The organism is Sinomonas atrocyanea, assembly GCF_030811715.1.
GTDB classification, from domain to species: domain Bacteria; phylum Actinomycetota; class Actinomycetes; order Actinomycetales; family Micrococcaceae; genus Sinomonas; species Sinomonas atrocyanea_A.
In genome coordinates, this window is the sequence record NZ_JAUSRH010000022.1 from 1 (window position 1) to 9,909 (window position 9,909).

13 protein-coding genes and 1 pseudogene are annotated in these 9,909 nt (G+C 69.4%); 7 read left to right on the plus strand and 7 right to left on the minus strand.

Annotation, left to right across the window (positions count from 1 at the left end):
- Nucleotides 1–234: 234 nt before the first annotated feature.
- Both J2W21_RS19640 and J2W21_RS19645 read right to left on the minus strand, forming a co-directional pair.
- A complete protein-coding gene (locus tag J2W21_RS19640) occupies nucleotides 235–438 on the minus strand; it encodes a hypothetical protein (protein ID WP_307116203.1) in 204 nt (67 codons plus the stop codon).
- Between the two features lie 333 nt (nucleotides 439–771).
- Complete coding sequence (locus J2W21_RS19645; RefSeq protein WP_307116204.1) at nucleotides 772–1,248, minus strand: hypothetical protein; 477 nt, start codon at nucleotides 1,246–1,248, stop codon at nucleotides 772–774.
- A 288-nt stretch (nucleotides 1,249–1,536) separates the two neighbouring features.
- On the opposite strand from J2W21_RS19645, the gene J2W21_RS19650 reads away from it, so the two are divergent.
- The gene (locus J2W21_RS19650) at nucleotides 1,537–1,995 is read left to right on the plus strand and encodes a hypothetical protein (RefSeq protein WP_307116205.1); all 459 of its coding nucleotides are present in this window, start codon (nucleotides 1,537–1,539) and stop codon (nucleotides 1,993–1,995) included.
- A 232-nt stretch (nucleotides 1,996–2,227) separates the two neighbouring features.
- On the opposite strand, the gene J2W21_RS19655 is transcribed toward J2W21_RS19650, so the two are convergent.
- Nucleotides 2,228–3,307 (minus strand): fatty acid desaturase family protein, encoded by a 1,080-nt coding sequence (locus J2W21_RS19655; RefSeq protein ID WP_307116206.1) that lies wholly within the window; start codon nucleotides 3,305–3,307, stop codon nucleotides 2,228–2,230.
- A 384-nt stretch (nucleotides 3,308–3,691) separates the two neighbouring features.
- Between J2W21_RS19655 and J2W21_RS19660 the strand changes: the two genes are divergently transcribed.
- The 4 genes from J2W21_RS19660 to J2W21_RS19675 are packed head-to-tail and all read left to right on the plus strand — an operon-like array spanning nucleotide 3,692 to nucleotide 5,563.
- Entirely contained in the window at nucleotides 3,692–3,934 is a 243-nt protein-coding gene (locus J2W21_RS19660) for a LapA family protein (RefSeq protein ID WP_307116207.1), read from the plus strand.
- Nucleotides 3,935–3,971: 37 nt separating this feature from the next.
- Nucleotides 3,972–4,445 carry a hypothetical protein gene (locus J2W21_RS19665; RefSeq protein WP_307116208.1) on the plus strand — a complete coding sequence of 158 codons (474 nt, stop codon included), beginning with the start codon at nucleotides 3,972–3,974 and terminating at the stop codon, nucleotides 4,443–4,445.
- A gap of 10 nt (nucleotides 4,446–4,455) precedes the next feature.
- Complete coding sequence (locus J2W21_RS19670) at nucleotides 4,456–4,659, plus strand: hypothetical protein (RefSeq protein WP_307116209.1); 204 nt, start codon at nucleotides 4,456–4,458, stop codon at nucleotides 4,657–4,659.
- Between the two features lie 16 nt (nucleotides 4,660–4,675).
- Nucleotides 4,676–5,563 carry a diacylglycerol/lipid kinase family protein gene (locus J2W21_RS19675; protein ID WP_307116210.1) on the plus strand — a complete coding sequence of 296 codons (888 nt, stop codon included), beginning with the start codon at nucleotides 4,676–4,678 and terminating at the stop codon, nucleotides 5,561–5,563.
- Nucleotides 5,564–5,670: 107 nt separating this feature from the next.
- Here the strand turns inward: J2W21_RS19675 and J2W21_RS19680 are convergent, their stop codons facing one another.
- The 3 genes from J2W21_RS19680 to J2W21_RS19690 are packed head-to-tail and all read right to left on the minus strand — an operon-like array spanning nucleotide 5,671 to nucleotide 7,198.
- The gene (locus J2W21_RS19680; RefSeq protein WP_307116211.1) at nucleotides 5,671–5,907 is read right to left on the minus strand and encodes a hypothetical protein; all 237 of its coding nucleotides are present in this window, start codon (nucleotides 5,905–5,907) and stop codon (nucleotides 5,671–5,673) included.
- On the minus strand, nucleotides 5,904–6,308 hold the full coding sequence (locus tag J2W21_RS19685) for a hypothetical protein (protein ID WP_307116212.1): 405 nt from the start codon (nucleotides 6,306–6,308) through the stop codon (nucleotides 5,904–5,906). Before J2W21_RS19685 ends, J2W21_RS19680 begins: the two co-directional genes overlap by 4 nt.
- On the minus strand, nucleotides 6,305–7,198 hold the full coding sequence (locus J2W21_RS19690) for a response regulator transcription factor (RefSeq protein ID WP_307116213.1): 894 nt from the start codon (nucleotides 7,196–7,198) through the stop codon (nucleotides 6,305–6,307). Before J2W21_RS19690 ends, J2W21_RS19685 begins: the two co-directional genes overlap by 4 nt.
- A 485-nt stretch (nucleotides 7,199–7,683) precedes the next feature.
- Here J2W21_RS19690 and J2W21_RS19695 point away from each other — a divergent pair, with 485 nt between their 5' ends.
- Nucleotides 7,684–8,004: a hypothetical protein gene (locus J2W21_RS19695; RefSeq protein ID WP_307116214.1), complete on the plus strand. Its 321-nt coding sequence runs from the start codon at nucleotides 7,684–7,686 to the stop codon at nucleotides 8,002–8,004.
- A 436-nt stretch (nucleotides 8,005–8,440) separates the two neighbouring features.
- A complete protein-coding gene (locus tag J2W21_RS19700; protein WP_307116215.1) occupies nucleotides 8,441–8,671 on the plus strand; it encodes a YegP family protein in 231 nt (76 codons plus the stop codon).
- Here the strand turns inward: J2W21_RS19700 and J2W21_RS19705 are convergent.
- Nucleotides 8,595–9,234, minus strand: a pseudogene (locus tag J2W21_RS19705) (recombinase family protein). The gene J2W21_RS19700 and the pseudogene J2W21_RS19705 overlap by 77 nt on opposite strands.
- Between the last annotated feature and the right edge of the window lie 675 nt (nucleotides 9,235–9,909).

The following is a 9,909-nucleotide window of genomic DNA, read 5'->3' on the forward strand; positions in this document are numbered from 1 at the left end:
GATCAACGCCCAGTCCTCCAAAGTGATCACTCTCCAATCGTCGAGTGTTCACTTTTCGAGCGCCGCTACTGCCCAGTTTTCGAGCGCCGACGACAGACGGACGCGGCCGACCTTACCGTCTTCATGTCACCGCCTCCGACACTCTCGACGAGGGCCGCTAATTCGGTTCGCGCTCGAACTCGTCGTCATCCTCCGGCGGGCTCGGAGTGAAGCGCTTCCCCTGAAGCTCGAGGGTTAGACATCATCAATCTCCTCGCCATGGATGTCCGGGAAACGGCTATAGGGCCATGTGCATGTGCCTTCGAGATCCGACGCATACGAGGCGACCTCATCACGGAAGTTGATCTTCTCGGGCCGCGCCGGAGGTACTTCTTCGCGTTGGACGGCCAGTCCTTGCACCAAAGCCCTCTCGCGCTCCAAGGCGACCATGAACTGCATCGGCTCGTCTCTGGCCCACTTGACCCCACGTGGGAAAGGAGGGACGGCACCCACGCGTGCCGGTCCGGGGGGCCTGAACCGATCGTCGAGGAGCACAGGCCCAGCGAGAGCCTGGAGCCCAGATACCAGTGAGAATGCGAGCTCGGCCGCGCGGGACCCCGGTGCTAGCACTGCACTCACCGATGGCTCTTTTTCCCGCACCGGCACCCCGGCCTCGTCCGAACAGCGGCTGCCTCTTCCGCTTCCTCGTCGAGGCTCTCGGTCAGGCAGTCCGGTGGAGGAGTGGCTGGACTGTGGAGTCGCTGCGTGCCGGGCCCGGCGGCCGCAGGGCCGCTAACGTGCGTCGGGCCAGTCTTCCTCCCGGCCGTGCGGGCGCTGGGGGCCTGGGTCCGCCTGGGGGCCCTGGTCAAGGAGGCCTGCGAGGGAAGGCCCGTCGTAGCCGTACTGGTCCAGGTCCTTTCCGTCGGTGAAGACGGTGCGGGCGCTGACCTCGGCCTGGACGATGGGCCAGTCCCGAGCGGCGACGTCATCCCGCATTGCGTGCTGGCGGGCGTAGTCCCTGGAGAGGGTGACCCAGTCCCCACGGTTGATCTGGCCGAGCCCGGGCGGCAGGGCCCGGTATATGCGCACCCTGGCCTGCGGATCCTGGCGCACGCGGCGCAGCTGCTCCATGGTCTCCTCGTCGCACTCCCCGAATCCGTACTCCTCGGGGTGGCTGTAGAACTCCGCCCCGAACATATCGCCCAGCGCGGTGAGGGGAAGCGCCCGCCCCCCGCCCCTGGGCGCCCGGGGCGAACCGGAGTAGTCCATGCCCCCAGCGTACCGCCGGACCCGCGGCCTCCCACGGGCCTGACCGCTGCTGCCTGAAGCGGGCCTCCGATCCTGCCCTTCCGCGATGCGGAAAGCGCGTAGACTGGGATACGGAAGCCCGCCGTCCTTCGGCCTCCACCTCTTCTGGGAGAGGCGCCGGCAGGCGCCCGACGACACGTCTCCAGCGAAACCTCCAGCCGTGAACCCTCCGGCACCCCTGCCGCGAGCGACCGCCCCGCGCGCTCCCGCGCGGGCACCCCGAGAACGACTGAAGGACGTGGAACAACCATGGACGCCACCAGGGAATCCATCACCGAGCGTGCCCCCCGCCTGCCCGAGCAGGCCATTGGCCTGAACGCAATCGTCGCCAGTGCCCTGCCCTGGAATCTGGGCACCGCCCGCGGCCCATCGAAGTACACCGTCATGGTCGCATTGAGCAGGCGGGCCGAGCCGTACGAGATCGACCTGATCCAGCATCCCTCCAGCGTGCGGCGGCTGAGCGACGCCGGCTACGAAGGCGTCAACCTCGCCATCGCCGGCCGGCGCCTACTCGTGGAGCACACCAACCTCGAACAGCTCAGGTCAGGCCTGGCGGGCGAGCTTGCCCGCCTGTTCCGGGACGTCTCGATCGCAGCCCTGGCGCAACACGGCCAGCGGCGCTCCGAGCTCGAAGCCATGGTACTGCTCGAACGGGACCGCAGGGAGGCCGTGGAGGCCCTCGCCGCAGAAGTCCGCTTCACCTGCTGACACTGGGGCGCCTTCCGCCCAGGCCCTGCGGGCCGCCACGAGCGCACCCCTGACGAGACCCCCGGCATCCGTCGCAGCCCTCTCCGCCATCCCCGGCGCGGAACCGGCGGCGGCAACGAAGGATCGTCGAAGGCCGGCTCCCCTCGCGTCCTGCTCGTGGCCGGATCGGGTTCACCCCGACGGCCGGCGCAGGGCGGCCAGCTGGCGCGGGGCGCTCAGTTGGGGCGGGCGCTCAGTTGGGGCGGTGCTGGGCGGCGAGGGGGCATTCGAAGACGGTGCCGAGGCCGTGGCCCACGGCGTTGAGGTACCTGATGATGATCCCGTAGGACGCCAGGAGGCTCGTCGCGGTGTAGGGGATCCCCTGCTCGGCGCACTGGGCCCGAACCAGGCTCTCCGCACGGGCCAGCGCCGGCCGGGGCATGGTCGGGAAGAGGTGGTGCTCAATCTGGTGGTTGAGTCCGCCCATGAGGACGTCCATGATGCGGCCGCCCCGGATGTTGCGCGAGGACATGACCTGCCGGGTGAGGAAGTCCGCCCGTGCAGACGCCGAGAAGATCTTCATGCCCTTGTGGTTGGGCGCGAAGGTGGCGCCCATGTAGAAGCCGAAGACGCCCTGCTGCACTCCCACGAACGCCACGGCGATCCCCGGCGGCAGGAGCCAGAATGCCAGGGCAGGCACCGCCAGCACCCGGCCGGTGAGGATCGCGAGCTCTACTGCCCTGCGCTGCACGGGGGCCCGGCGGAGCAGGAACCTGAACGAGTCGACCTGCAGGGCGAAGCCGAGGAACGGCAGGAGCGGGAAGAGCAGGTAGCCCTGGTGCCGGGTGAAGAATCGGAGCCAGCGGGGCCGCGCGGCGGCAGCCGCGTCGTGGAAGGCGATCGTCCCGGGCTTGATGTCCGGATCCTTGCCGATCACGTTCGGGTTGGAGTGGTGCCGCGAGTGCTTCTGCTGCCACATGGCATAGCTGATTCCCGTGAGCCCGTTGCCCACGATGCGGGCGGACCATTCGTTGGCCGCCCAGGAGGAGAAGACCTGGCTGTGCGCGGCCTCGTGGGCGAGGAATCCGAACTGGGTCATCAGGATCCCGAGCCCCGCCGCGATCAGCAGCTGGTACCACGAGGGTCCGATGAGCGCGAAGCCGGTCCAGCCGCCGGCCCAGGCGATGGCCAGGATCGTGAAGAGCGCAATGTAGTAGCCGCGCCTCCGGTTGAGCAGGCCCGCGTCCCGCACCTGCCTCTGGAGGGCCGCATAGCTGTTGACCACGCGGTTCGGGCGAATGGCCCGGGCGTCTGGATCGCTGTTCTGGGCCATGGTTCCTCGAATCAGCTGGGGGGCACCGCCCCGATCGAGACTCCTGCACCGGACGCCTGCCCCTCCCTTGAGCCTACGGCGGCCCAGCAGCGGTGTCACGGCCGCACGCAGCCCTGACGGACCCGGTCCTTTCTACCCTGCCGGCCGCCGCGCTGCGGGCGTAGCCTGAAAGACAGTGGATCGGGACCCCAGGAGCCGCAGACCGGCCCGGGTCCCGGCCCCTCAGAAGGGCTGGATACCATGACCTCTCTACCGGTCAACCCCCAGAGCCCACCCGGACGAGAAGAGCCCCACCCAGATGCTACGGGACGGAACGGCCCGGATTCCGGGGCTGTCCAGGCCCCCTCCGCGACCGGCAGGAAGCCCAGGACCACCAGGGTCGGGATGGTGTGGGCCGCCGTCGTGGTGGCACTGCTGGCCCTGGTGCTGCTGATCATCTTCATCCTGCAGAATCAGCAGCCTGCGAAGGTACTGTTCCTCGGGCTGGAAGGCACCGTCACCCTGGGCATGGCGCTTCTCATGGCGGCAGTCGGCGGCGGCATCCTCGTCGCCGCGGCGGGCGCTGCGCGCATCGTCCAGCTCCGATCCCATGCCCGCAGGTCCCGCAAGGCCGGCGCCAGGGCGTGATCCTGCCGCAGCCCGGAACCACGCCCGAGGAGACACCATGAACAGCAGTCCACAACGCACCGAGGACCTCTCCGCCAAGGCAGGTGACCTGACCGGGCCGGAGGATCCCCTCCGGGTGACCGGGATCGTCCTCAGCTCGCTGCCCGCCGACACCCTCACGTCCGAGGGGCCGCAGCGGTACACCGTCACGGCATCCCTCTCGCGGCGTCCGGACCCGCTCGAGATCGAGGCCGTCCACGCGGAATCCACCCGCAGGAAGCTGGAGGAGGCCGGCTTCGGCCACGCGGGCCTGGAGATCGCGGACCGGCGGCTCCTGATCAGCGACACCAGCCTCCAGGAGCTGAGGGACGGCCTCGCGCAGGTCGTGGGAGCCATCGTGCGCACGGCCACCCTGAAGGCGCTGGCGCAGAAGGACCTCGCGCGCCAGGCCCGCGCCGACTTGGACGAGGCAGAGCACGAACGTTTCCTGCGCGTCGCCGAGCAGGCGGCCGCCATCGACTTCGGCCCCTGAGGAGGCCACCGTGAGTGACATCTACAGGGCCCGCCACGACCCGCCGCCCGCTCGGGTCCCCAGCGCGGAGGCCGAGGAAGAAGCCGAGAACGAGGTCTGGGACGACGACGGCGGCCACGCCCCTTCTGCTCCCCGCGACAGCGGGGCCGGCCCCGGGCGCGGGGGCAAGGGAACTTCCGCGGGCCGTTCCCGCCACGAGGCCGGCACCCCCTGACGCGGCTCGGTGCGCCATGAGGGCTCGGGGTGAAGGGGCACCCTTCGACAGGATCCTCCTGATCTACAACCCGTCCGGCCGGGCCCCGGCCCTCCTGGCCGGGCAGCTGCGGGCCGAGCTGGGCGCCCGCCTGCCCGACACGCCGCTGAGCCTGCGCCCCACAGCCTTCCCCGGCCATGGACGTGCCCTGGCGGCTGCCGAGGGCGGACGCCCGCTGCTGGTCTCCATCAGCGGCGACGGCGGGTACAACGACGTCGTCAATGGCGCCATGGACGCCGGCGGCCAAGCCGTCTGCGCTGTCATGGGTGCCGGCAACGCCAACGACCACCGGCGAAGCACCCGCACCCTGCCCATCACCGACGCGATCGTCCGCGGCGACGTCCGCCGCATCGACCTCCTCCGACTCACCGTCGGGAAAGGGCCCGGCCACTGGTCCCGCTACGCCCATTCCTACGTCGGGTTCGGGCTCACGCCCCTGATGGCCATCGGCATCGAAGCAGGCGTCAAGGGACGCTTCACAGAACTGCTCTCCGTAGCCCGCGCCCTGCGCGGCCTCACACCCCTGGAGATCACCCGCGCCGACGGCGCCCGGGCCGTGCTGGACAGCCTGATCCTGGCCAACATCACCCGGATCGCCAAGTACGGCCGCATCAGCGCGGCAGGCTTCCCGGACGACGGGATGTTCGAAGTCGTCCTCCTGCCCCAAGGGGCCAAGTGGCGCATCGCGCTCATGGCCCTGCAGGCCGTCACCGTCGGACTCGGGATCCAGGCCAGCGTGTCAAGCTACAGGTTCACCAGCACCGACCCGATCCCGCTCCAGATCGACGGCGAGGTCATGACAGTCGGAGCGGGCACACCCGTGCTCGTCGAATCCCGGCGCCAGACACTGGCAACCCTCGGCTAGGACAAGAGTCCCGCTCAGGGGGCGGGCGGCTGCGTTGCCGGCAGTGGTGTCTTCGCGCGCAGCCGTTCCCAGATCCATCAGCCGGCCCAACAAGGCTGGGGACGCCCCTAGCGCTCCTCGAGATCGTCGGCCACCCTACGCAGGTCCTGTGCCCAGCCGACCGAACGGTTGGGTTCGGCCGCCCCGGCCTCGAAGTTGACGAGAGCGGCCGCGAGGGCATTCAGGGCGGCCGCGAGGTTCTCCTTGACCGCGGCGTAGCCCTGGTCCGACCGCGGGTCCGAGGATGCGCCCATGAGCAGTTGGGCGCCTGCCCGGATGATCAGTGACGCTTCGAGCTCGTTCATGGGCGCGTCCAGGACGTCGACGGTACCAGATGATAGGCGCCGTCCTCCGGACCGAGCATGTAGCCCAGGAATTCCTGGTCGAACGTGGTGATGCCCGAGTCCACGGCGTCCAGCTTTGCCCGAATCAGACGGGAGAGCTGCCGCCAACGCTGGCGGGCTAGGTCCTGAGGGCTCTTGGGGGACGCGTACGGCGTGCTGCGGGGAGGCAGAGCGTCCGCCGTGTGCGGCAGGGCTAGGATGATCCGGAACCGGCGCGGTCCCGCTCTGAAGGAGATCGCCGCCCTGCCGTCCTCCCGGCTCCACCTCAAGCCGGTGGCTCCGGAGGCCATGAGCATCTGCTGGATCTCCGACTGGGATTCCGCAGCGGTGATCGAAGCGCCGCGGACGTAGTTGGTGTTCATGTTTGAGGCCCTCCTGAGGCGTGCTGGCTGATGCTGGTGTGAGGCACGGTGCGGGCATCGTCCAGGGCGCGGCCGAGCCTTTGCGCGAGCCCTGCGCTCTCGCTGCCCTCCGAGAGAGGGCCGTCGGTTTCGTCCACGCAGTCCAGCAGGACCATGGTCACCGCCTCGGTGGAGCCCTCCGGTTGGCCGGGCCGGAGTCGGCGGTGGACCTCGGCAGACCGGTCGAGCTCCCTGGTGACCAGCAGGGCCGCCTGGGTCCGGTTGCTGACGCCGAGCTTGTGCAGCAGGACCGAGGTCATGTTCTTGATGGTCTTCTCCGCAAGGCCGGTCGTGGCGGCGATCTCGCGGCCGGCGAGCCCGCGCCCGATCAGCAGCAGCACCTTGAGCTCCTGGGGCGCCAGACCCGGAACCTCCTGCTCCAGGAAGGGTGCCTGCGGCGGCTCCAGCAGCATGGCCCGGAACGAGGGGCTGTAGGCGGTCTGGCCCCCCAGCACGCGGCGCACCAGCCGGACGGTCTCGATCCCGTCGTCCTGCTTGGACAGGCATCCCCACGCCCCCGACATGACAGCCCCGATCAGGGCGGCCTCGTCATGCTCGTCCGTGATGATCACGCACCGTATCCGCGGGTCGACGGCCAGCACCGCCCGGCACACCTCGGCGCCAGTTCCGTCGGGCAGCTGATCGTCGAGCACAGCGAGCGCCGGCATCAGCGCGGGAATGCGCCGGGCTGCCTCCCGCGCTGACCCAGATGACCCCGCGACGTCGATGCCCGCCGAACGCAGAAGGCCCCGCAGCCCGGTACGGACCAGCTCATGGTCATCGAGGACGAAAACGCCCTCGGGGGTCCGGACCGGGCGTGCCCGTGCCACCGGCTCGCCCGACCAGATCATGGCCGGCCGGCTGTCGGCGCGATGCGGAGGCTGGGAGCTACGGTGATGGGAAACCGTTCGATCGGCTGCTGGCGCCAATGAAGGCGCTACCAGAAAGCGGAAAGCCAGGGGCAAGACTGCCGATCGCTTCTCTCATTCTAAGCCTCCTGACGCCCCTGCGGCCATGGCCGGTGAGCACGTGGGGCCTGGCAGGGCGTCGAGGATGGAGACGGTCGTTGACAGGACCACCCGCACTAGGAGGCTGCCGGGGGGCCCCGCCAAACGGGCCCGTCCCCCCCCTCGCGCGCAGGGGATCACCGCGGGCCCCCCCCCGGGCGGGCGCGCGCCCCTGTCGCCCCGAGCTTCGACGGCGGACACTGGGTCTACGGCGACCGGACCCGTTCGCACTTGCGGGCCTGAGCGGCGCGGGCACCGGAGACGCATCCGCGATGACCGGTCCTTGGCCCGGCGGCCGCCCCGGGAGCCCTCGACGGAAGCTGGTGGAGATGGAACCCGATGACCGGCGCATGTACCGGCACATGATCGAAGACGCCGCCTCCGGGCTGCCCAGCGGTTCAGAGCTGCGCCTCGCTGTCCTCCGCCTAGGCGGCTGGACGGAGAACGGATGGTGGGAGGCGGTCATCTGCCGACCCCAGGACGTCGATGCACTGATGAGGGGAGACACGGTCGACGGAACCCACCTGACATTCGAACAACGGCAGGACCTCATCGCCTGGCTCTCGGCGATCGGCGCCGTCCCCGCCGACCCCCTCCCCCCGGAAGGGGAGGCCCTCGCCGGGTTCACCTGCCCCGTGTCCCTGACGTGAGGGCCCCCGCCCTGCTCCGGGCGCCGCGGCAGCCCCCACCTGTCGGCGCCCACCACCGGAGGGGCGCCGACTGCCACTACGACTCGGTGCACTGCTGCCAGCCCACCCGGGTCGAGGAGGCTGCGGCTCAGACAAGGTTGGAAGCATCACGGCGGACGGCTCGGCGGCGTGCCCGTCCGGGCCGTCCGCGACTGTACAGGGGACGCAGAAGCACCGTCCCGCGCTTCGCGGTCACCGTGCGGCCCGGAGCCGAGGGCGAGGACCACCCGGACGCCGCCGCTTCCGACTCCCAAGGGTGCACAAGCCTCCCGCGGCGCCGGGGACCCTTGGTGTGCATCTCATCACACACCGATTCCACAACTAGTCTTGGACTGTGCTGCCGGGCAGACGTCGAGCCGGCTCCGGGGCACACTCCGGCCCACAAGGGGGGTCCTCCATGGCAAAGCGCATCATCTACAGACGCAATGACGGCAAGTGGGGATGGCGGCTGCAGGCGGACGACGGCCGAATCATCGCCACCGACGGCAGCCCGGGCTACGACAACGAGTCCGATGCGCGTCATATGGCAGAGGAGATCATCGGCGGGCACTTCAGCAACGCCGAGAAGACGACCATCGGCGACATCGGCCCAGAACGGATCGAACCCGGGGCGCCCCCTGGTACATGAGCGACCATCCCCCCAAGGGCGCCGGAGACGACCCGGACCCCGGGAACCGCCGAGAACGAAGACGGCTGCCCGATCGACGGGCCGGGACCGGCGAGGAGACAGCGTCCAGCCATCCCGCCCTGGAGAGCTTGGGCGCCTTGCCCCGCAGCTTCCCCTTGGCCCTGGCTACTGCCGTCCCCTCGCGCGTGCGGGCGCGAATGACGTCGGCTTCGAACTCGGCGACCATGCCAAGGACGTTGAACAGCAGCTTTCCCACTGGATCGTAGGGGTTTTTTAGATGCTGCCGCCGACGTTCAGGGTCACGCCCTTGCGGGTGAGTTCGTCCGCGATGTCCCTGGCGTCCGGCAGGGAGCGCGCGAGGCGGTCAGCTTGGTCACCACCAGGGTGTCCCCCTCCCTGCATGCGGCGAGGGCCTTCCCCAGGCCGGGCCGATCGCGCTTGGTGCCCGTGTACCCGTGGTCGGTGTACACCGCGTCGGGATCTACACCGGCGGCCTCGAGGGCGTTCCGCTGGGCAGTGAGGTCCTGGGAGCTGGTCGAGACTCGCGCATAGCCGATGGGCATGGCCCAGAGTGGAGCGTTAGGGGATCGGCTTGCGAACGCCGAGGAATCTACCGCTTGCGCCGAGCGATCAGGAACACTACGACCAGGACAACGAACAGTGCTGTGAAGACCGCGACTAAGGCTCCGGCACTGATTCCCATCTGTCCTCCTCGCGAATTCTCGCAAGACGACAGTATCGGCGATCATCGTTCGAACCTCCAGCCCCCATCCGCCGCGACACGGAACCGGATCCCCCACCAGGGCTGGTTCTTAGCCGCGAGTGGGAGAGGCCAGCTATTCGGTCCACCGGCGAACGGCACCGTCATTCATCACCCGTCGCCGAAGCTCCTCGCAGGCTGCAGCTCCACTCGGAAACACCGCTTCGGTGTTCCTCTCACCGCGTTCGCTGTAGTACACGTGCCACCCGGTGGCCTCTCGGGTGAGGCAGTACGACTCGTTGGCGTCTCTGCCAATGCGTAGGCAGACGAAGGGACTCCACTCTACTGCAGTTCTGCTTTAAGTTCATCGACGGTCATCAATCGCCCACCCTTGAGGCAACCGCGGCGATGGCATGCCCCACGGTAGAACGCGTCCTGTTCGGGGGGGACTGTACTTTCAACGGTGTAACTCTGACAGAGGAGGTACCCGATGAGCGTTGATGTTGAGCCGGCCGCTGAAGCGGTCGTGGAGGAACTG

Bases quoted from the DNA above. Each gene is read 5' to 3' on its own strand.
- J2W21_RS19690 (WP_307116213.1), bottom strand. From the start codon at position 7,198: ATGATCTGGTCGGGCGAGCCGGTGGCACGGGCACGCCCGGTCCGGACC.
- J2W21_RS19695 (WP_307116214.1), top strand. From the start codon at position 7,684: ATGGAACCCGATGACCGGCGCATGTACCGGCACATGATCGAAGACGCC.
- J2W21_RS19685 (WP_307116212.1), bottom strand. From the start codon at position 6,308: ATGAACACCAACTACGTCCGCGGCGCTTCGATCACCGCTGCGGAATCC.
- J2W21_RS19680 (WP_307116211.1), bottom strand. From the start codon at position 5,907: ATGAACGAGCTCGAAGCGTCACTGATCATCCGGGCAGGCGCCCAACTG.
- J2W21_RS19640 (WP_307116203.1), bottom strand. From the start codon at position 438: ATGCAGTTCATGGTCGCCTTGGAGCGCGAGAGGGCTTTGGTGCAAGGA.
- J2W21_RS19660 (WP_307116207.1), top strand. From the start codon at position 3,692: ATGGTGTGGGCCGCCGTCGTGGTGGCACTGCTGGCCCTGGTGCTGCTG.
- J2W21_RS19650 (WP_307116205.1), top strand. From the start codon at position 1,537: ATGGACGCCACCAGGGAATCCATCACCGAGCGTGCCCCCCGCCTGCCC.
- J2W21_RS19655 (WP_307116206.1), bottom strand. From the start codon at position 3,307: ATGGCCCAGAACAGCGATCCAGACGCCCGGGCCATTCGCCCGAACCGC.
- J2W21_RS19700 (WP_307116215.1), top strand. From the start codon at position 8,441: ATGGCAAAGCGCATCATCTACAGACGCAATGACGGCAAGTGGGGATGG.
- J2W21_RS19645 (WP_307116204.1), bottom strand. From the start codon at position 1,248: ATGGACTACTCCGGTTCGCCCCGGGCGCCCAGGGGCGGGGGGCGGGCG.
- J2W21_RS19665 (WP_307116208.1), top strand. From the start codon at position 3,972: ATGAACAGCAGTCCACAACGCACCGAGGACCTCTCCGCCAAGGCAGGT.
- J2W21_RS19675 (WP_307116210.1), top strand. From the start codon at position 4,676: ATGAGGGCTCGGGGTGAAGGGGCACCCTTCGACAGGATCCTCCTGATC.